Below are 21625 nucleotides of genomic sequence, written 5' to 3'. Positions count from 1 at the left end.
AAGCCAATTTTATGCGAGTTTTAAAAGGTTTTTTCGAACTCGCGTTACGGTCGTCACAGAATATATGGGGCTAAAATGCCTCTCTATCGGTACAAATATAATGTTAGCACTAAGGCATATAAGGTCAATATGTTTAGGAACAGGTCAAAAATTAGAACATAAATTTGACAATATGTATCTTTTTATTATATAATCACAATATATAAATTAACGCCAAAAAACATGCTAGAAAACGAACCAAAAAATAGTATAAGTGGGGCTCAATCTCCAGAAGACGCGGATGTCGAAAAAATAGAAAACCCGGAAGACTTCAAACTTCCAGATGGAAGTTTTGCCAAAGAGGTAAATTCTGAAATGAAAAGACAAGAAGAAGAAATGGAATAAGATTTGTAGTAAAATAGACCAGTAATGAGTCTAGACCTGCTAAACGAAAAACAAAAAGAGGCCGTACTCCACAAGGATGGGCCTCTTTTGATTGTGGCTGGAGCTGGTTCTGGAAAAACTCGTGTCATAACAGAGAGGATCGCAAATCTCATAAGAGAAGGTGTCCTACCTCACCGGATACTGGCAGTTACATTTACCAACAAGGCCGCACGAGAAATGAAAGATCGTGTTTCAAAAATAGCGGGCGACATGCATATCCATCCTTTTATAGGAACATTTCACGCACTGTCACTTTATATATTGAGAAGAGACGGGGAAGAGATTGGTATAAGAAAAACATTTTCTATTGCTGACGAGGGCATATCGCTCCAATATATAAAAAGTGCAATAAAACTACTCGGTTTCGACGAAGATAAACTGGAACCCAAAAAAGTTCTTTCTATGATTTCTAGAAGGAAGGGCGATGGAAAAAGTTTTGAATATTTAGACAAAATAGAAAGTCATAGAGAAAAATCTATTTCTGAAATCTGGAGAGTTTATCAAGAAAGAATGAAGGCAGAAAACATGCTCGACTTCGACGACCTCCTTTTCTATACAGAAAAAGTTTTGAAAGAAAAAGCGCATATCAAAGAAAAATATCAAAAAATGTTTGAGTACATACATATAGATGAGTACCAAGACACAAACAGGCTCCAATACGACATAATCAAACACTTAGTTGGAGAAAAACAAAATATATGTGTAGTTGGAGACAGTGATCAGACTATATATACATGGAGAGGTGCAAAGATAGAAAATATTTTGGGGTTTGAAAAAGATTATCCCAAAGCAAAAATTGTTCTTCTGGAAGAAAATTATCGTTCGTCACAAAATATTCTCGACGCAGCAAACGCTATAATAGAAAAGAATGAAAAAAGAACAGAAAAGAAACTTTATTCTCAAAACAAAAAGGGTAATCCGATAATCATATGCGAGTGCTATGACGAAAAAAGTGAAGCAGCTTTTGTTGCAGAAAAGATTTTCGATTTTATTGAGTCAGGAATAAGCCCCAAAGATATCGCTGTACTATATAGATCAAACGCACAATCTAGAGTCCTAGAAGAGGGGCTTTTGAAACAAAGGATTCCATATCAAGTTTTGGGTACAAAGTTTTTTTCTAGAAAAGAAGTAAAAGACATACTTTCATATATAAGAGCATCTATAGACAAAAACTCTCTCGGAGACTTACGTAGAATTGCCAATGTTCCTAAGCGTGGAATAGGAGAAAAAACTCTAGAGAAACTAATCGAAGGAGAAGAATCAGGCATAACAGAAAAAACAAAAGAAAAAATAGCGAGCCTAAAAAAAATACTTTCTGATATAAAAGATTTTTCAGAAAAAAATAGTGTTTCAGAAACAGTAAGGTTTGCAATAGAGCGCTCTGGTATATACGAAGATTATCAAAACAAAGGGGATGAAGATTCTCTGTCTAGAATAGAAAACCTAGAAGAACTTGTTTCTGTTGCAACTGAGTACAACATGAGAGAGGGTGGGCTACTTACATTTCTAGATGAAGCATTTCTTTCTGGAGAACAAGACAACATGGATGAAACAGTAGACTCAGTAAAACTTATGACAATACACGCATCAAAGGGTCTAGAGTTTAGAGTTATTTTTGTGACAGGATTAGAAGAAGGACTTTTCCCGCACGATAGAAAAAATGAAGACAAAGACGAAGAAGAAGAGAGGCGACTTATGTATGTTGCTGTAACTAGAGCAAGAGAGTGGCTTGTCCTGACTTATGCAACAGTCAGAAATGTTTTCGGAAGCAAAGAAATACACAATATGTCTAGGTTTGTTATGGATATACCAGAAAAAGATATTATAAAAACATTCCACATAGGAAAAACAGATTATTTGGATATGGACGAAAAATCTATATACTTTGACTAACATTATGCCAAGACCAAAAAAATCATTAGGGCAAAACTTTTTGAAACAAAAAAGATTTGTAACCAAAATCATAGATTCTGCAGATCTAAAGACTGGGGACTTGGTTCTAGAAATCGGACCGGGTTATGGAGCCATAACAGAAGAAGTCTTGGCTAGAGGATTCAAGGTTCTGGCAATAGAAAAAGATGATGCTATCGTTCTACATCTAAAAGAAAAGTTCAAAAAAGAAATAGCGGACGGGAAGCTTCATCTTGTAAGCGAGGATGTCGCAGATTTCGATATATCAAAAATAAAAAAACTAGCAAAATCTTATAAAGTAGTAGCAAACATTCCGTACTATATAACGGGCCTTATAATACGAAAATTTTTGTCTTCTGATTTTCAACCACAAACAATGTCTCTTCTGGTTCAAAACGAGGTTGCAAAAAGAATAGTAAAAAGAGAAGAGGGCGAAAGCATACTAGCTCTTTCTGTTTGGGTATATGGAACACCAGAATATATAACAAAAGTTCCAAAAGAAGCATTTAGACCTGTGCCAAAGGTAGAATCGGCAATTATTTCTATAAAAAACATAAGCAAGAAAAATTTCAAAAACCACAAAGAAGAAGAGGGGTTTTTTGAGCTCATAAAAACTGCATTTCTACACAAAAGAAAAAAGGCTATAAAAAACATTGAGGATCTTTACGACGAAGAAAATCTAAAGGAGATTTGGGACAAGCTGGGCCTAGAAGAAAACCATAGACCAGAAGAGATAAATCTAGATAAGTGGATTTCTATCTCGAGAGCACGAAGGTAAATCGTGCTATCATATAAACATGAAAAAAGTAAAAATATTTCTAGCTATTTTCAGCTTGTTTTTAATGTTTGGTCTCGTCTATAGTACAAATGCCTTTCTTCAACCGGTTGGATTTGGTGGAAAAGTTCTTATGACTGGCATGTCAGGGGTTGTCGAATGCCCTAATCTAACAAGCCCACTAACAATAGCTCCTGCATCTATAACAATGCCGTCAACTCCTTATGGAATAATCCCAGGAACAGGCGGGCTTCAAAGCATAAGGACTGGATCTTATGTTTTGGGTCTATACAGAAGAACTCTTAGTACGGCGCCAGGGTGTATACAGGTAGAAACGGCGACTCCGTATCTAACATTCCCAATAAGCCTAATAGGCTCATCCGGATCTTCACTCCCAAAATAAAATGTTCAAAAAAATAAAACAAAAAATAAAAAGTGTTGCACCATACATGCCCAGTAAAAAACTACTTATAAAAGTGAGTATTGTTTGTGGATGTATAGTTTTGTTTTTTGTGGGCAAAGAACTTCTCAAAAAACCGACCGAAAATGATATAAAGAAAAAAATAGCCAAAAGAGACTTAAAACAAGTTTTGGTTAGTGACCTTGCATATGTAGATACAGATGGGGATGGTGTACAAGACTGGGAGGAATACTTATGGGGCACAAACCCAGATAGCAAAGATACAGATGGAGACGGACAAACAGATGGCGTATATATAGAACAAAAAAGGGCAGAACTTCGAGAAAAAACAGGCGCTTCGGCTGACACAGCAGACACACAAACAGAAATCTTTGCCAGAGAATACTTTGCAACACTTATTTCCCTACAAGAAGCGGGCGTTCTAACGAGTGAAGCTGTAAATAATCTCGCCCTGACTATGAGCGAATCATTTTTCGAAACAACATACGCTGCAACTTATAGTTTAGACGATATAAATATTGTAGGTAGTTCTGAGGCAGAGGTTTTGAGCTACTACAACAAACTAGCTGCAATATATGCGAGTGATCAAGCGCTACTTCTAGGAGATGAAGTTTCATACTTGGGAAACTTTGTGGGAATAGATGGTGGAGATAAAGCATCTCTTATTGGGATACAGGGGGCAATAGAGTCTTACACACACGTAGAAGAAGAGCTAAAGAAAATAAACGTGCCTAGAACGGCAAGCGAATATCATTTAGCTTTCTTAAACGCAATTTCTGGAAGCAAGCGTGGCCTTATAGATCTACTAAACCTTTGGATAGACCCAGTTCTCGGAACAAGAGGTCTTGCAACATACAGGGCCTCACAAGAATCTGGGGAAAGTGCCCTTGATAAAATTACAAGCTACTTTTCTTCTTATGGTATAATTTAGTGATAAAAAATGCCTACCCCAAAATCAAAAAAACTCAATAAAAACATAAAATTATTTGTTTCTATTTTTTTGAATCTATCTTTTGTTTTTGCATACATTTTGGGTCCGGTTTCTGTTGCAAGGGCACAGTATAACCAGCCTTCATCTAATCAAGGTAGTTTATATTATGATCAAAACTCCCCAATAGCTTCCGGTGTCGGTTTAGCACTACTTGGCTGCACTGGGACAGATAGTAAAATAAGTGGTGCATTAAATAATATTTTTGACAAGGCAGTTGGTACAACAAATGCATCACTTCAGTTTGTTCCTGTTAAGGATGCTGAATCAATTAAAATAAGTAGGGAATACACACAAAAAGAAAAGTGTCTTGACGCCATAGGTTATGCTGCTGCGAAAAGCGTCTTGGCAGCCATAACAAGAGATACGGTAAACTGGATAAACACAGGTTTCGAGGGAAACCCTCTTTTTCTAAGCGAACCTATATCTTTCTTGAAAACTCTTGCTGATCAAGAGGTTTATGCATTCGTTTCAGAACTCAATGACCCTGTGAAGTATCCGTTCGGCGCAGAAATTGGTGCGAGTTTGGCGGCAATATATGATGGTCAAGATTTCGAAAGCACCGCAGTATTTACACTTGCAGACGATATAGGAGAAAACTGGGAAGACTTTGCTACAGACTTCTCTGTTGGCGGGTGGAACGGCTGGCTTGCCATGACACAAAACCCAGCAAACTCTCCTATCGGATTTAACTTTCTAGCTTCTCAAGAAATAAATAAGAGAATAGAACAAAAACAAAGTAGTATAAAAGATGAGCTTCTACAAAATAATGGTTTTCTAAACTTGAGAAAATGTGTTGAGTACAAACAAACGGTTGGAGGTGTAACCTATACAACGGCTGTAAGTGGAAATACCGCCGAAACAACAAACACAGCCGAGGGCCTCCCTGAAGGACTAGCTGTTAGCAGTAACCCGCTACTGGGCGGAGGAGGTTCAAACTTGCTTGATGGAAACTACGAATATGCTTGGGCGGGAGAGGTTGACAACTGTACGAGATACGAAACAACAACACCAGGAGGTGTACTCGCAGATCAACTAAACATATCTCTTGGATCATCTGTAAAACAACTAGAACTCGCAGACGAACTAAACGAATCTCTGGGGGCTATTTTCGATGCGCTTATGCAACAACTTATATACCAAGGTGTCACATCTCTTACAACTGCGTCTGTTACAACAGACCAGACAGGTGGTTATGGTGTAAACACTTCATACTACCTAAACGGTGAGGGAAGCACTTGGTATCAAGACCCATTCTCCCCCGTAGACCTATACTATAAACTTCAGTGTGTAAAGTATGGAAATATAATATCTGGGGCAGACATTGGTGGAAGAAACCTCTTTGGCGGTGGTGTAATAGGAACCGGAGACATAACAACTATAAGCCTAGATGATATACTCGCTGGCGGGATAGCTGATCCCGACACAGGAGATGTTATCGAATCTGGCCTTGACGGAGTCGGCGGAGGAGTAGATGTTGGAGGAGGAATATTTGACGATGGTATAGGGATAGAAGGTGGTGGAATAATTTTTGGAGGGGCAGGAGCACTAACAACAGAACTATTTGGACCAAGAGGATCACTTTCTGGGACAATAGATTTCTCAAGCGATGCTCCTTGTAGAACTGACATTGCTGTAACAGAAGAGTATATAGAAATCTTGAAGCAAAACATAGACTATATACAGTTAGTTCTACTACCAAAACTCCAACAACTAGACAAAGTTATGCCGGAACCAGACCAAGGTTGGCAAGCGAGGGTGACTGATCAATACCTAACACAAAGAGAAGAAATCATGACAGCAGATGAAACAGTCCTTGATATAGTAAATGCACTTTATGCACTACCTCTTTCTGGAGTTGTCGCAGGAATATCACACGCACTCGGATTCTGTTGGGAGTGTAATATAGAGGAAAAAAGAAGAAACCTTTTGAATAGCATAGATCTTGTATACCAAAACGAGATGTCTCGTATCCAATACGATATAGACAACTTCAACCTACCAAGTGCATCTCTTGGAAGAGCCCAAACTCAAAAAATACCTGCTTATAAAGATCTTCTAGAAGAATACAGATCAAAATACATCGAACAAGTTTCAAACTTGTATAGACTCCAGTACATAGCCGATGAATTAGACAAAATACCTTACGCACAACAAAACACTGCCGAGAATCAGACTGCACTAGAAAGACTACAGTACATATATTCATTTGCTCAGCCGTTTCTGGTAACAGACGACGTTATAACTTCACTCAAGACAGATCTTTCTTATGCTCAAGTAGACCTAGAATCTACTGGCGATATAATTCCAAAAATAGAAAGTGAAATAAAAACTTGTGGTTGGGGAAATTGGGGGTGCGTGAACTATATAGAAAATCCAGACATAGGCGCGATAGCAGGAGATGTAAAAAGTCACCTTCTTAGAAATTATATGGATACAGATTATTCTATAAGCATAGCCAGCGATAGCTGGGTATATGATTCGCTATACCAAGTTGTAAGACAATGCTATCCAGACGGAATAAATATGAGAACAACAGTTATGCCAGATGGGTCTTCTGCAAGTAGTATATGTTCTTATGCAAACCTTCAATCAAAAGGCGTGGGAAATACTATAGATAATGTAAAAAATAATATTTGGAGAATATATCTATACGATACAAAATCACTATACCCACTAGACGTATCTGCAAATCCATACTCTATATACTATCCATTTAGAAACCCTCCTTACAATCCTTGGGGCTTCTATCAAATATATGACCCAACATCTGGATCAGAACCTATAGTAATAGATGGTGGTATAAACGATATTGCTCAAAACATATGGCAATACCACCTGAGCTTTGAGGCACGTGCGTATGGGGCAAAACTTGGGGCACAGCTTGGAGATGAAAATTATTGGGGACCAGTTCTTATAAATCCCTGGATTAACTCTTACGAAAATCCAGATTACGGATACTAGAAACTCTGTTGATATTTAGGAAAAAAATAGAGTAATTTCATATAAATGAGGTATAATTTATCTATATATTATGCCAAGTATTTTCAGAAATTCTTCAATAAGAAATATTCTGCTTTTTGCCTTTACCTTTTCTATTTTGGTGCTTTTTCCTTTGAATAAGGCTTCTGCGTCAACATGGGAAATGGAAGACGTTTTTTGGGGAGATCCTAGTATTCTTGGAGATTATGGGACATTTGATAACTGGAAAGTATTAAGTAATTTTATAAACATATACCCAGTAAGAAACACTAACTTGAGTGTTTCAAATGTTCAGCCAAGTTCAGCACTTTTTGAATTTTCTTTGGGCTTCTCGAATGACTCTACTCCGGGTGCGGTTGTAAATGCAACAGCAGGAGTCCCTACTGGCTTCGGTGATTATCATGGATGGGATTCGCTGTTTGTTAGTGGGGCAGATGACAAGTGGGAAACAAGATATGGTGGAGGTTTTTTGGGTAGAAAAAACGGAATATTTTTAGTTGTATCACAAAGCAAAACAACTCTTTATAATTATTTTGAAGCAGAAGGATCCCCGGTAAACCTTGGAAATACAGATGACTCAAAAAAACTTGTAAATAGTGCTCCTGGTACCGGAGATGGATATATACCAACTACGATTCAAACTATTGATTGTTTTTTTGAAAACTCAGAAGAACTGGATGATTGTCCGTGGACAGGAGGAACACTAGGAGAATTAGGTTTTGCGGGAGGTGGAGAAATTAATTTTGAAACAACGCCAGAATTTGTTCTTTTGTCAGAAATGGGAGAAGCTGGTTGGGATAATTATAAAAACTTTGAAATAGCAAATATTCCAACTGAAGATACTTACGAGGCGTCGAAAAATCAAAGAGTAATACCCATTTCTCCTACGTTTTCACAGTTAACCGTCGGCGCCATAGATGCAACAGAAATAACAAATATAAATAGTTTTGTATTTACAGTTCCAAACTTAGAACCAGGAAAACCATATTATGCGCAGCTTGTTATAGTAGAAGACGCTGGTCTTTCTGGAACAGACCAAAGAGTTGGTTTTGGTCCACTTAAAACATTTGTGACTCCGGCCGGAGAAGCTGCGCCGCTCTCTGAAGACAGTTATATATATGAAACATCCTCTTTTGAACAAAACGATAGAAACATAATACTTTCTGGACTAGACTGTGGTTTTGGAACGGCGGCTCTTGGTGGAAAGGAAAGTAATTTTCAATCTTGTATCATAATAACCCTTTATTATGTTGTATATATGCCGTCAGCAACACTTCTTTATGTTGTTGGATCATTTTTTGATGCGTTTCTATCTTTCTCAATATCAAGTTATATATACAAAGACCCGAGCTTTGTACAGGAAGGATGGAGAATAATAAAAAACTTTGCAAACATAGGTTTTATACTCACTCTGGTTTGGGCTGGAATATCTACAATACTGGGGGGAAGAACAAATGTCAGAAAAGTAATAGTAAATGTAATAATATTTGGACTACTTATAAACTTCAGTTTATTCTTCACACAAGTAGTAATAGATGCGGGTAATGTTCTCGCAAAAATATTCTATAACCAAATATCAATTACCGGCGATCCCATAAATACCGTAACTTCTACTGACAGTATAGGTCAGACAAAGTCTCTTTCTGCCGGTGTTGTACAGGGAACAAAAATTCAAACAATATTTTCAAGAGAAACGGTTTCTGCTTTGAGGCAGGGGGATTTTGGAGGAGCTTCTACTTGGGCTGTTCCCGCAATAATTATAATTTTTGGAATAATACTAAATATCACACTTATATTTATTTTCATAAAAGTTGCGATGGTTTTCTTGGGTAGAATTGTTGGTCTCTGGGTCATGATGATTGCTTCTCCGTTTGCCTTTCTAAGCAAAGCTCTGGACCAAGGATCTATTGCAAGTGGAGAGTTTGGTATGAAAAAGTGGTCTTATAGTCTTGTAAGGTTAACGTTTTTGGCGCCACTATTTTTGTTCTTCTTGTATCTAATAATACTTTTCATAAACAGTGACTTTATAGGGGGACTAGTAAAATCAGAAAATCTTAACTTCTACGAACTTATGCTTTCGATAGCACTCCAGTTCTTGATTGTGATAGCACTTCTAAAACAAGCTCGGGATATAACCATAGATATGTCAGGAAAATTTGGAAAACAGGTGGTAGAAACTGGAACAAAACTTGTCGGAACAGCTCTTGGTGTTGCTGGTGGTGTAGCTCTTGGAGCAACCGCATTTGGTTTGCGGGCAACTGCTGGTAGAATTGCTGCAACTGCAGGAGAAAGTGAAACTGCCAAGAAGTGGGCAAACAGCAAGAACTTCTTCACTCGTCAAATCGGTACAGGTATTACAAAAACTGGTAAAGCTGCAAAAGAATCTAGTTTTGACCTGAGACAAACTGGACTCGGCGGTAAATTGCAGTCTAGTCTAGGTAAAAATCTTGGCGCTGGTGTAAACTTCGATCAAAAGGGAATAGGTTTCGGTTCAAACGCCGGCAAGGGTGGCCTAGCTGCAATTGAAAAGAGAAAGAAGAAAGCAAAGATCAAAGAAATGGAGTCTCATATAGAGTCTAGGAAGATGAGCAAAGACTGGTTCGAGGAAGAACTAACGGATAAAGATGGAAACAAGAAGAAGAGAGGTGTTCTTTATCAAGAAAAGAAGTTGGAAAAATACAATAAAGATAAGCAGAGATTTATAGAAGATCAAATAATAAAACTTGCGAGAGAAAAAGGGCAAAATATAGACACAAAAACAGTCCGTGATCCATTAGCACTTGCGTCATTAGCCAAAAGAATTAATTTTGAAGAAAAAGATGCTGTTGAAAAATTTGAAAAACAAAGAGGTAAAACTGTTTCTGTAAAAGACAATGTAGATGATCTAAACAAAGACCTACGAAATCAATACCTAGACAGAAGAAAGAGTACTGATGGTTGGAAGAAAACAGGAAATATGTTACTAAGAAACCCTCAAGGAGTTGGTGGTCAAAGTCTAGACAGAAGGGCGGAAGTTGCTGCAGCAAAGGCTGTGGGAGAAAAATATGATAAGAAAGAGAGTTCCAAGGGTGCTAAAGACAAGTTGAAAGAAAAACGCGACAGACTACAAGAAAAAGTAGGAAAAGTAGAAGAAACATTGAAAAAACTTCTTGACGTAACAACGAAAGAAGGTGAAAAGATGGCAGAACTAGTAAGATTAGAGGGTGAAAGAAAAGGTAGAGAATTAAATGAAGCAGAAAAAAGAAGTTATATATTAAATGTAGAAAAGCAAAACAAAAAAGCCGACATGGATCTAAAGAGAGATATGGTTAAATTACTTAGGGCAAAACACAACGCGACAAATGATACCGCAGAAAAAGATAGAATTAATGGAGAAATAAGAGATCTTTATAGAGAAATTGGAGAACATGAAGTAGAGGCCAAGACAATAGAAGATTACGAAAAAAATAAGAATGACTTGGCAGAAGTTGACACTAAATTAAACCGAGAAGAGGGTGGTGGTTCCAATCCATCTAGTGGGGAGACTAAAAAATAATGTATAATTTATAATATATGATCAAAAAATTCACTCCAGACCAAATAATAGAAGCATTTGAAAACTTGCCCGTTACAACAAAAGAGGCTGTTTTGGATGTAAACGTTCCAGAAAGAATAAAAGATCTTGTAGAAAAAGAGGGGCTACACTTAGATACCGGAAAAGATCTTTTCGACGTGGTGGATCTTGCAACAGTAGGACTACTATCAACAGATGAACTTCGTGTAGAAATAAACGCCATAAACGGTATCCCAAAAGACAAAGTTTTGTCTGTCATAGAAAACCTAAACTCAAACATATTTAACCCTATAAGAGAGCGAGAGATAGAACTAACAGAAATCATGAACGAGGTAGAAGACAAAGAAGAAATATCTCCAGAAGAAAAAAATGTTTTAGAAAAATCAGGGGTTGAGATATACGAGAAAAAAGAACCAGAGATAGTAAGTAGTCCTGTAGTAGAAACTAAAAAAACAGAAGACGAGAAGCCAAACGAAGTATCGATAGAGGACGACCTTAAAATAAAACTTCCTACTGGTGAACCAGACAGAGGACAAGAAAAACCAAGCTTTTTGAAAGAAAAACTTTCTGCACCGACAACCATGAGAACAGAAGTTAGCGACAGATCTCTACCAAGTATCGGAAAAGAGATCAAGCCTCCAAAAACCGGCTCATATCATGGTTTGGATCCATACAGAGAAGAAGTATAAAAAATCCCGCACTCAGCGGGATTTTTATTGTTTTAATTCTTTGTTTTGTGTAGAGGAATCGAGAACATCCAAGCTCCAAGCAAGGTCTTTGAGCTTACTCTCGGACATTTTTGGGAGGTATCCTGTGTTTGGTATTATGTCTTCTTCTTTTTTAGGCTTTATCTTTTTAGGTTCTTTTTTCCAGACATATAATTTAGATGCGATTTGATAATTCAAAAACGCTTCAACTATTTGGATAAAAGGCTTTTGATTTATTTTGAGGAAAGTTAACGCCGCAGCAAAACCAGCAACAGGTGCTATAAATATAATAGCTAGAAAGTGGGGTAGGAGTCTCCACAATATAAAGCAGAGACCTGCACCACCCGCAAGATATATAAACTGCTTGAATGTAAGTGGTCCAAAAACCTTATCTTCAACTTCTATAAATTGTGGAACTTTGAAATTCATAATTATGCCAAATTATCTGCCACACCACTTTGTGCAGAATCTCCTGGATTGAACCATTTGTAGAAAACTTCTATCAACTCTTCTGTTCCAAGCCTAGCAGATCTTATACCAACTCTTGCCATTCCTTCTTCTACAACGGTGAGTCTTTGTTCAAGTTGAGACTTCATTTCTTCAAACTCAGTAGCGCCTTCTTTTTTGGGAGCAGAGCCCTTGAGACTAGAAGGTAGAAACTGTTCTAGTTTTCCGGCGGCACCTTTTGTATTTAAAACAACAGAGTTATAAGGGACAACTAGGTAGAAATATTTCTTCATTATCGCATTTTGCTCTGTAAAAGAACGTATAAATTCTATATACTCTTTGGTTTGAACCTTGAGTAGAGGTTCTGTCTGTTCTCTCATCCTTTCTTCTAGAGATAAAAGATATGGTCTTACGTCATATCTTCTAGATTGCACTATTATCTGAAGAGAAAAGTCTAGCGAGTTCAAAAAAGCTTGAAATTGCCCTATTATAGCCTGCTCTTCATCATAAGACTTCAAAGAAAGGTTTACAGAAGAAGCAAGAAGAACCGCCCTAAGAGAGCCGTCTTTCAAAACAACCACACCGTCTCGTATTTCTTTTATTGGGACAAATTGTTGTGTTGGTGCCCCGATTTGTGCCATATGTAGATAATTATAACCTATTTTAATTATATTAAAATAAAAATGGGTTATAATATATGAAGATAAAAAAATTATGGGATTACTAGACTCTATCTTGAATAAAAAAAGCGCGAAACAAGAGCCAGATGTTTCTCTTTCTCCTATTTTGCCAAAAGAAATCTACGAAGCTGCAACTTTGGAATTGCAAGACTATATAGCACCTTCTGCACTAGAAATTTCTTCAAAGAGTTTGAACTTGGGAGACAAGATAGCAAAGACATTTTTTGTTATTTCTTATCCGAGATATCTTTCTGACAACTGGTTCACGCCCATAATAAACCTCGACAAGATATTTGATGTATCTATTTTTATACACCCCGTAGACACATCTTCTGTTCTAAAGCACTTCCAGAAAAAAGTTGCCGAAGTTGCAAGCCAGATATCTATAAGAGAGCAGAAGGGGCTTGTGAGAGACCCTGTGCTAGACACTGCGTACAGAGATCTAGAAGAGCTTCGTGACAATTTGCAACAAGCACAAGAAAAGCTTTTTGATGTAGGTCTTTATATAACAATATACGCAGAAAATGAGTCAGAACTATACAAAACAGAGAATGAAATCAAGTCTATACTAGACGCAAAGCTTGTTTATCTAAAACCTGCTCTTTTCCAACAATCAGAAGGCTTCAAAAGCACTATTCCAATAGGGGACGACCTACTTTCTGTTCATCAGAAACTAAACTCTGCGCCGCTTTCTTCTCTTTTTCCTTTTGTTTCTTTTGATCTAACTTCTGACAAAGGAATACTTTTCGGAATCAATAGGCACAATGCCAGCATGGTGGTGTTCGATAGATTCTCTATGGAAAACTATAACTCTGTTATTTTTGCAAAGGCCGGTGCAGGAAAAAGCTTTGCGACAAAACTAGAAATACTACGTTCTCTTATGTTTGATATAGAAGTTATGGTTCTAGACCCAGAAAAAGAGTATGAGTATCTTGCAGAGGCTGTTGGTGGAAGATATTTCAACATATCACTTTCTTCAGATCACCATATAAACCCGTTTGATTTGCCACTTCCGACAGAAGATGAGTCTGGCGCAGATGTGCTGAGATCAAACGTTATAAACCTTGTTGGGCTTTTTAGAATCATGCTTGGTGGTCTAACTCCAGAAGAAGACGCGATTGTAGACAAGGCAATAACAGAAACATACGCCATAAAAGATATAAACGGAGATTCTGATTTTTCTAAAATTGAGGCACCTCTTTTGTCAGATTTTGAAATGGTTCTTTCTGGTATGGAAAACACAGACTCTATACTCCAGAAGCTTCAGAAATTCACACGTGGTAGTTGGTCAACTTTTATAAACCAACCAACCAACATAGATATAAACAAAAAGTTTATTGTTTTCTCTGTTCGAGACATGGAAGACGAGCTTAAGCCGGTCGCAATGTATATAGTTACTCACTTTATATGGAACGCAATAAGAAGAGAGAAGAGAAAAAGAATTCTTGTTGTCGACGAGGCGTGGTGGATGATGAAATCGGAAGATACAGCTTCTTTCCTTTATGGAATTGCAAAAAGATGTAGAAAATACTGGCTTGGTCTTGCAACTATAACCCAAGACGTGGACGACTTTATGCGGTCCCCATATGGAGTTCCAATAATAACCAACTCCTCTATACAACTACTTTTGAAACAGTCTCCGTCAACCATAGAATCACTCCAGAAGACATTTAATCTTACAGATGAAGAAAAATATCTACTACTAGAGTCTGGAGTGGGAGAGGGAATATTCTTTGCCGGACTAAAACACGTAGCGATAAAAATCATAGCTTCATATACAGAAGAACAAATAATCACATCTGACCCAGCACAAGTTCTAGCAATAAAAAGATCAAAACAAGAATTCGAGGAAAACTCTGGAATAAAGGCTTAAGAGAAGGCCTTTTGTGATATAATTTAGCCATAAATATGATGAAAGTATTCGGGCAAATAAGTTTTATTTTTATGCTTGTTTTTGGTTTTTGGGGTTTTTCTTCTGCACAAACAGTAAACCCGGCAGACACAATAACGATAGGTATAGACTCTGTTCCAGAAAACCCGGCTCCAGGAGAAAGTGTGACAATAAATCTAACTAGCTTTTCTACTGATCTAAACCGGGCAAATATTTCTTGGCAAGTCGGCGGAGAAACTGTCTTGTCTGGATATGGAAGAAAAAGCTTTAGTACAAAAGCACCAGCTGCTGGACAAACACTAGAAATAAAAGTTGTTATAACAACTGGAAATGGTATAGCAGTAGAAAGAAATATCTTTATAACACCACAAGATGTAGACATATTGTGGGAAGCGGTAGATTCATACACACCACCGTTTTATAGGGGAAAAGCCCTTCCTGGAAGAGAGGCGATTGTTAGAATAGTTGCAATACCACACTTCAAAAACACTATTGGCCAAAACATAAACTCTGGAGACCTTGTATATAACTGGAAGCAAAACTACAACAACATGCAAGATTATTCTGGTTATGGAAAAAATTCTTACACATACAAAAACGCGTTTCTAGACAAAGAAGATAAGATTTCTGTAACAATAACATCTAGAGACGGTTCAGTTTCATCTCAAAAAGAGTTAACTATAAGACCGTCTTCTTCAGAGGTTGTTTTCTATAAATATGAACCGCTCAAGGGTATTCTATATAATCAAGCCCTTGGAACAAATACAAATCTAACCTCTGATGAAATAAACATCGTTGGTGAACCATATTTTATAAGCACAAATTACAAAAACATATCTAGGTCTTCAAATAATATTTCTTGGAAAATAAATGGTTCTTCTGCAAACAGTTCTGGAACCAGAAATCAAATCACACTACAAAAACCAGATGGGGTTAGCGGAACTTCTTCTGTAGAGATATCTGTTACAAACCCAAACACTGTTTTCCAAAAAATAAGTGGTATTCTTAATATAGAATTTTAGAAAATGAAAACAAAAAGAAACATATTAATAGCACTGGGTTCTATATTTGTTATTTTTTCCTTGTTTTTTGGTGGATCAACAAAAGCGCAGACTGAATTTGAAACTCAAGCAGAAACAATTTGTAAAGACGGTGATACTGGCTATTGTTTTTTACAACCACTTCCAGGATTTGAAACCAGGTTCGATGGAGAGGACACTAGTTTTGGTAGCTACTTCAATGGGGTTCTTGGGATAATAATAGGTATTGCTGGGGCGCTAGCTGTTGTGATGATAGTAGTAGGTGGTATCCAGTATATGGGAAGTGAGGTGGTCACCAAAAAAAGTGATGGGCGAAACATGATAGAAAACGCACTATTGGGACTCGGGGTTTTGCTTGGTGCGTATGTCTTACTAAACACACTAGATCCAGACCTCGTAGACTTTAAACTTTCCTTGAACAAGGTGGAGATTGAAATAGCCGGCGATGATAATGCAAGTTTTACTTTGGCTTTTGACGACATTGCTATACCGACAGATATTTATTGCCCGGAAGGCGGTGGTTCTTCTTATATAAAATCTATAGCAGATAGTTTTTATGGAAATGTAACATACGATCAAACTCAAAGAACACAGCCTGGCCCAGCTGGAACTATATATTTGGATTGTTCTAGTTATGCAAACATGGTTAGACAATGTGCGGGTCTTACTCCTATACCAACAGGAAATGGTAGGACAGCAACAATGTTTACCGAAGATTATTCTTCAGAAATATTCTCCATAACAAGTACCATGGTTAATGGTATTACACTCCAGCCTGGAGATCTTTTGGGCTGGAAAGCTGAGGAGTGTGATTTGGCGGAAGGTGGACACGTTGTTGTATATACGGGTTCTGGGTTAATAGCAGATGTTCATGGCCCAACTGGGTCAATCGGAAACGCAACAACAATAAACAGACCTTTGGACTCTTATAAATATAAGAACTGTTTAAAACATATAATTCCAGTATCTTAGTATGAATAAAACATTTTTTAGAATCATTGTAATAATACTTATAGCGATCCTTTCTGGAGTTGGGTATTTGATACTAAGAAGCGAGCAAACGGGCAAAACTCCAAACGAGGTTTTTGTGGACACGACAAGAAATATTTTTCCTTTCTCTCAAAATGGTCAAAATGGAGAAAATACGGGGACGTTGCCAGACTCAACAACTGGAGACAATGGGGAAGAATCACCATCTAGTATAAATATACAAAATCTAACAAAAATATATTCGAAACCTGTGGCTGGGGCTGGTTTTTATCAAAAAGAAGAAGCTATTTTAGGACTCGATGAAAACGGACTAGAAACAACTATTTTGGAAACAAAAGATTTCGTCAGGTTTGTAGAACAAGAAACGGGCCACGTTTACGATCTAGACCTTTCTACTGGCATAACAACAAGAGTGTCAGGAACAACAATTCCTCGCGTCTATGAGGCTTATATAGGCCACGAAGACTATGTAGCTCTTAGGTATCTAGATGACAATGGAAACATAAAAACATATATCGGAAAAATTACAGAAGTAGAGGGTGGAGCTGGTTCACTAGAAGGAGAGTTTTTGGTTGATAATATATCTAGTTTCTCTATATCAAAAGATGGTTCAAAATATTTCTATATATATAAAATAGGTACTGAATCTGTTGGTATTTCTAGTAATTTTGACGGCACAAATCAAAAACAATCGTTCTCTTCTCCTTTTTCTGAGTGGTTGGGACAAGTTCTAGCTGTTGGGACAAGTACTGTGTCTATAACAAGCAAGGCTTCTGGGTTGGCTTCTGGGTATTCATATAAAATAAACGAGAATACAAAGATTATGGAAAAAATAATAGGTGGAGTTAGTGGTCTAACATCACTTGTTAGTGAAAACGGAAAACTTGCACTCATATCAACATATTTCAACAACAAACTAGAGCTTTCTGTGGTAAACGAAAACGGAACCGTAACAAATACAGGACTAAAAACTCTCCCGGAAAAATGTGTGTGGTCAAAAGACAGCACTGTCGCATGGTGTTCTGTTCCTCAAAATGTTTCTTTGGGTCCTATATATCCAGACGCTTGGTATAAAGGGCAAATTTCTTGGAGTGATAATATTTGGAAGTTCGATATAAACACAGGACTTTACATATTAAACGAAAACCTTTCAAAAACATCTGGTTCGCAAATAGATGGTGTTAATTTGAAACTAAACGAAGAAGAAAATAATCTTTTGTTTATAAATAAAAAAGACCAGAGTCTCTGGCTTCTGAAAATATAGAAATATATTACTACTTTCCTGTGTAGTAAATTACAACATGTCTTGATCTACCCTCGCCGTCAGACTCTGTTTTTATGTCTGGTTTAGTAGAAAGAAATTCGTGTATTATCCTTCTGTCATACGGCGACATAGGATCAACTGCTATTTTACTTTTGAAATATCTCGCTCTTTCTGCCATCATATGAGCTATTGTTTTTAGATTTTCTATCTTTTTTCTTTGGGCACCGTTTATGTCAAAAAGTGCCATAGGAACTTTTATTTCCTGCCCACTAGTATTTTCTTTTGTTATTTTTGTTTCTATTATTCTTCTGAGAAGATGGTTCAGGGAGCTCAATATTTCTTGATCTTTTATCTTTTGATTACCAAGAGATCCCTCGATAGAATACCAATATGTATTACTTTCTTCATCATAAATAAACTGCTCAGATACTGGCTTTAGTCCACTTTTTTCTACTATTTCTTTTGCTGTTTGTTCTATAATTTTTTCCATATTATTCTTTTTCGCTTTTTTTCTTCAAATACCACTCGTGAAGAACTCCAAAAAGGTTACTTGTTGTCCAATACAGCGCAACCGCACTAGGTAATCTGCTTGCTACAAATGCAATAAAAACAGGTAGGAAGTATTTCATCTGCATATTCATTGTCTTTGCAAGATCTTGCCCAAAACCTGATCCAGAAGGAGAACTAGATGCTGTCCTTCCCATCATTAGCCTTGTTTGGAAGAATTGGCTGAGTCCGGTAAGAACCGCCAAAACTATACTCTTTTCTCTTATATCAAGAAAACCTAAAAATGTATAGTTTATATTTTCTGGAAAGGATAAAAAGTTATATAGATAGCTGTGGTCGGCGGAGAAATCTTGTAAAAATACTTGGTAAAGAGCGATAATTATAGGAAGTTGTATAAGAAGCAGTAAACAACCTGAAAATGGGTTTATTTTTTTATTTTTATATAGTTCAAATGTTTTTTTGGCTTGCTCTTCTTTGTCTTTATATTCTTCTTTTATTTTTTGAACTTCTGGCTCTATTTTTTTGAGCTCAATCTGGCTTTTTATAGATTTGGTTTGAATGGGGAAGAGTATTAGTTTTACAACTATCGTCAAAGAAACTATCGCCAAACCAGCATCTGGTAAAATATTTATTAAAAAAATAAGAGCGTTGTAAAGCGGCTCAAAAAACAAATTATTCCATATCCCCATAGGGATATATTATATTAAAATATCTATATATATCAAACTTATATTTTATCTATTTTGTGTTCTGAGAAAGGGTGGCATTTCAAAACCCTTCTAACACCAAGAAAAAGCCCTTTGAAAAAACCATGTTTTTGAAGGGCCTCTTTTGTATACTGTGAACAAGTTGGGTAAAACCTGCAAACTCTATTACCACTCAAAATGCCTTGTTTTATAAGGGTTTTTTTGATTTTTTGGTAAAAATCTATAAAAATAATAGCTATTTTAGACATTTTGGTTTATTAAAAAATGAACCATTTTCTCTATTTCTGTTTTTGTTTCATTTTCTGTCTTATTGTTTATTTCTTTCTTTATAAAAATAAGTATTTTGTTTTTTAGCCTTATTTTATATAGGTTTTTTGAAACTTCAGCCAAAACAATTCTCTTTATTCTGTGTCTTTTTACCGCGCTTTTTATGATTTTTTTAGGTATTACAACAGAAAAACCCAATTCCTTGGGTTCCCTGGTCTTTTTTAGAGAAAAAACGTCATTTTCGTAAAAAAATACGAATTTTTGATCAAAATCTACACTTTTTAGTCTAAAAATCTTATTTAACATGCCTAAACAGCAAGTTTTGCTCTACCTTTTCTTCTTCTAGCTTGTAGTACTTTTTTCCCAGTAGAGGTCTTAGTTCTAGTTAGAAATCCGTGAGTTTTTGCTCTTTTTCTCTTTTTTGGTTGATATGTTACTGACATATGGGCGAAGTATACACTGGTTTTTTAGAAATGTCTATATACAGAAGTCTTTTTTTAAGATATTCTTTGTTATAAAAGTTTTCCACAGTTATAAACATGTTTTTAACATTTTAGACAAATTACTTAGTTTTTAAATTAACGATTATAATTACAAATATATTTTTATGGATAACACTATTTGGAACCAATGCTTAAAGCAAATAGAAACTAGCGTATCTCGCGCTAATTTTAGTACTTGGTTCAAACACACCTCAATTGTTAAACAAGATGGGGGAACTGTTTATGTTGGTGTTCCAAATGAATTTGTAAAAGAGTGGCTTTCAAATAAATATCAATCTCTGATTTTGAAGAGTATGATAGATAATGTCGATGCTGGAATAAGATCTATTGAATTCCAAATAGTAAAAGCTGGTCAATCTCCTAAGAAAGAAATAAAAAAAGAAACCTTGGATGAGATTGTAAAAAAAGAACTTCCTCTAAAAGATCTTTATATAAACAAGGAAGATAATTTGAATCCTAGATATACTTTTGATTCTTTTATTGTTGGTGGTTTCAATGAATTAGCACACGCGGCTTCTCAAGCTATAGTTAAACAACCGGGACAAATATATAATCCGTTTTTCATCTATGGAGATACTGGTTTAGGAAAAACACACCTTATACAAGCAGTAGGGAATACTATAAAAACAAATTTTGCAGAAAAAAGAGTTTTTTATACAACACTTGAGAGATTTTCTGTAGACTATATAAACTCAGTACAAAACAATAAAGCAAATCTTTTTAAAGAAAAATATAGAAAATATGATGTTTTAATAATGGATGATATTCAATTTATCTCTGGAAAAGATAAAACTCAAGAAGAGTTGTTTCATTTATTCAATGAACTTTATGAAAACAATAAGCAAATTATATTTTCTTCAGATAAACACCCTCATTTTATAACAGGATTAGAAGATCGTTTAAAATCAAGGTTTTCTCAAGGAATGACTGTAAATATAAATGAACCTGAGTATGAATCTAGAGTGGCAATACTTAGAAAAAAAGCAGAAGAGCAAGAGGAGTTGATAGAAGATGAAATAATAGATGTTATTGCTCAAAGTATTTCTGGAAACATAAGAGAGTTGGAAGGGTGTTTTAATTCGATTCTTTGTAGTCAAAAAATCAAAAATAAGCCTTTGTCTCAAAAAGAGATAAAAAACCTCTTAAAAAACAATATAAAGCCAAAAAAGAATATATCTATAGATGATATAGTTTTTATTGTTTCTGATTTTTATAATATAGAAACTAGTTCTATTTATGATAGAACTAGAAGAAAAGAGATTGTTAAAGCGAGGCAGGTGATTATGTATATATTGAGAGAAGATTTCAATATTTCATTCCCTCATATAGGACAAAAACTTGGTGGAAAAGACCATACAACAGTAATTCACTCGTGTACAAAGATAAAAAACGATTTAAGTAAAGATCCAGAATTAGTTGATGAAGTAGAAAGACTGCGTTTATTGTTTAAATAGTGTTAATAATTATGTTAAAAATTTTTTATAAATGTTAATAAAAAAAATAAAAAAATATAAGTCAGTGTTTGTTAAAAAATTTTTATAAAAGAATTAACATATAGATTTTAAAAAA

20 protein-coding genes are annotated in these 21625 nt (G+C 35.9%); 13 read left to right on the top strand and 7 right to left on the bottom strand.

Going from position 1 to position 21625, the window contains the following annotated elements; all coding sequences use genetic code 11:
• Positions 1-222: 222 nt before the first annotated feature.
• The 8 genes from H6791_02920 (at position 223) to H6791_02885 (ending at position 11742) form a co-directional block, all read left to right on the top strand.
• Positions 223-384 carry a hypothetical protein gene (locus tag H6791_02920; GenBank protein ID USN94684.1) on the top strand — a complete coding sequence of 54 codons (162 nt, stop codon included), beginning with the start codon at positions 223-225 and terminating at the stop codon, positions 382-384.
• 24 nt (positions 385-408) lie between these two features.
• Entirely contained in the window at positions 409-2316 is a 1908-nt protein-coding gene (locus H6791_02915; protein ID USN94683.1) for a UvrD-helicase domain-containing protein, read from the top strand.
• 4 nt (positions 2317-2320) lie between these two features.
• Positions 2321-3112 (top strand): ribosomal RNA small subunit methyltransferase A, encoded by a 792-nt coding sequence (gene rsmA, locus H6791_02910; protein USN94682.1) that lies wholly within the window; start codon positions 2321-2323, stop codon positions 3110-3112.
• Positions 3113-3131: 19 nt separating this feature from the next.
• Positions 3132-3512 (top strand): hypothetical protein, encoded by a 381-nt coding sequence (locus H6791_02905; GenBank protein USN94681.1) that lies wholly within the window; start codon positions 3132-3134, stop codon positions 3510-3512.
• A 1-nt stretch (position 3513) separates the two neighbouring features.
• Positions 3514-4461 carry a hypothetical protein gene (locus H6791_02900; protein ID USN94680.1) on the top strand — a complete coding sequence of 316 codons (948 nt, stop codon included), beginning with the start codon at positions 3514-3516 and terminating at the stop codon, positions 4459-4461.
• A gap of 9 nt (positions 4462-4470) precedes the next feature.
• Positions 4471-7482 (top strand): hypothetical protein, encoded by a 3012-nt coding sequence (locus tag H6791_02895; protein USN94679.1) that lies wholly within the window; start codon positions 4471-4473, stop codon positions 7480-7482.
• A 70-nt stretch (positions 7483-7552) separates the two neighbouring features.
• Complete coding sequence (locus tag H6791_02890; GenBank protein ID USN94678.1) at positions 7553-11035, top strand: hypothetical protein; 3483 nt, start codon at positions 7553-7555, stop codon at positions 11033-11035.
• 17 nt (positions 11036-11052) lie between these two features.
• Entirely contained in the window at positions 11053-11742 is a 690-nt protein-coding gene (locus tag H6791_02885) for a hypothetical protein (protein USN94677.1), read from the top strand.
• A 24-nt stretch (positions 11743-11766) separates the two neighbouring features.
• On the opposite strand, the gene H6791_02880 is transcribed toward H6791_02885, so the two are convergent.
• Positions 11767-12189 carry a PrgI family protein gene (locus H6791_02880; protein USN94676.1) on the bottom strand — a complete coding sequence of 141 codons (423 nt, stop codon included), beginning with the start codon at positions 12187-12189 and terminating at the stop codon, positions 11767-11769.
• 2 nt (positions 12190-12191) lie between these two features.
• On the bottom strand, positions 12192-12848 hold the full coding sequence (locus H6791_02875) for a hypothetical protein (GenBank protein ID USN94675.1): 657 nt from the start codon (positions 12846-12848) through the stop codon (positions 12192-12194).
• Positions 12849-12921: 73 nt separating this feature from the next.
• Here H6791_02875 and H6791_02870 point away from each other — a divergent pair, with 73 nt between their 5' ends.
• The 4 genes from H6791_02870 to H6791_02855 are packed head-to-tail and all read left to right on the top strand — an operon-like array spanning position 12922 to position 18072.
• Complete coding sequence (locus H6791_02870) at positions 12922-14760, top strand: DUF87 domain-containing protein (GenBank protein USN94674.1); 1839 nt, start codon at positions 12922-12924, stop codon at positions 14758-14760.
• Between the two features lie 35 nt (positions 14761-14795).
• Positions 14796-15800: a hypothetical protein gene (locus H6791_02865; GenBank protein USN94673.1), complete on the top strand. Its 1005-nt coding sequence runs from the start codon at positions 14796-14798 to the stop codon at positions 15798-15800.
• Positions 15801-15803: 3 nt separating this feature from the next.
• Positions 15804-16790, top strand: coding sequence for a hypothetical protein (locus tag H6791_02860; protein ID USN94672.1), 987 nt, complete (start codon positions 15804-15806; stop codon positions 16788-16790).
• 1 nt (position 16791) lies between these two features.
• The gene (locus H6791_02855; GenBank protein USN94671.1) at positions 16792-18072 is read left to right on the top strand and encodes a hypothetical protein; all 1281 of its coding nucleotides are present in this window, start codon (positions 16792-16794) and stop codon (positions 18070-18072) included.
• Positions 18073-18082: 10 nt separating this feature from the next.
• On the opposite strand, the gene H6791_02850 is transcribed toward H6791_02855, so the two are convergent.
• From H6791_02850 to rpmH, 5 genes are read right to left on the bottom strand one after another with little or no spacing between them, the layout of a single operon-like run.
• Positions 18083-18562 carry a hypothetical protein gene (locus H6791_02850; GenBank protein ID USN94670.1) on the bottom strand — a complete coding sequence of 160 codons (480 nt, stop codon included), beginning with the start codon at positions 18560-18562 and terminating at the stop codon, positions 18083-18085.
• Position 18563: 1 nt separating this feature from the next.
• Positions 18564-19268 (bottom strand): YidC/Oxa1 family membrane protein insertase, encoded by a 705-nt coding sequence (locus H6791_02845; protein USN94669.1) that lies wholly within the window; start codon positions 19266-19268, stop codon positions 18564-18566.
• Positions 19269-19306: 38 nt separating this feature from the next.
• On the bottom strand, positions 19307-19534 hold the full coding sequence (gene yidD / locus H6791_02840; protein ID USN94668.1) for a membrane protein insertion efficiency factor YidD: 228 nt from the start codon (positions 19532-19534) through the stop codon (positions 19307-19309).
• Complete coding sequence (locus tag H6791_02835) at positions 19527-19859, bottom strand: ribonuclease P protein component (protein USN94667.1); 333 nt, start codon at positions 19857-19859, stop codon at positions 19527-19529. The genes yidD and H6791_02835 overlap by 8 nt, the downstream gene beginning before the upstream one ends.
• A gap of 2 nt (positions 19860-19861) precedes the next feature.
• The gene (gene rpmH, locus H6791_02830; protein ID USN94666.1) at positions 19862-19996 is read right to left on the bottom strand and encodes a 50S ribosomal protein L34; all 135 of its coding nucleotides are present in this window, start codon (positions 19994-19996) and stop codon (positions 19862-19864) included.
• 164 nt (positions 19997-20160) lie between these two features.
• Here rpmH and dnaA point away from each other — a divergent pair, with 164 nt between their 5' ends.
• A complete protein-coding gene (gene dnaA / locus H6791_02825; GenBank protein USN94665.1) occupies positions 20161-21510 on the top strand; it encodes a chromosomal replication initiator protein DnaA in 1350 nt (449 codons plus the stop codon).
• Positions 21511-21625: the final 115 nt, after the last annotated feature.

It is taken from the genome of Candidatus Nomurabacteria bacterium, from assembly GCA_023898605.1.
Taxonomy (GTDB): domain Bacteria; phylum Patescibacteriota; class Minisyncoccia; order Phycocordibacterales; family UBA9973; genus HK-STAS-PATE-34.
This window is presented reverse-complemented; position numbering and strand designations above follow the sequence as displayed.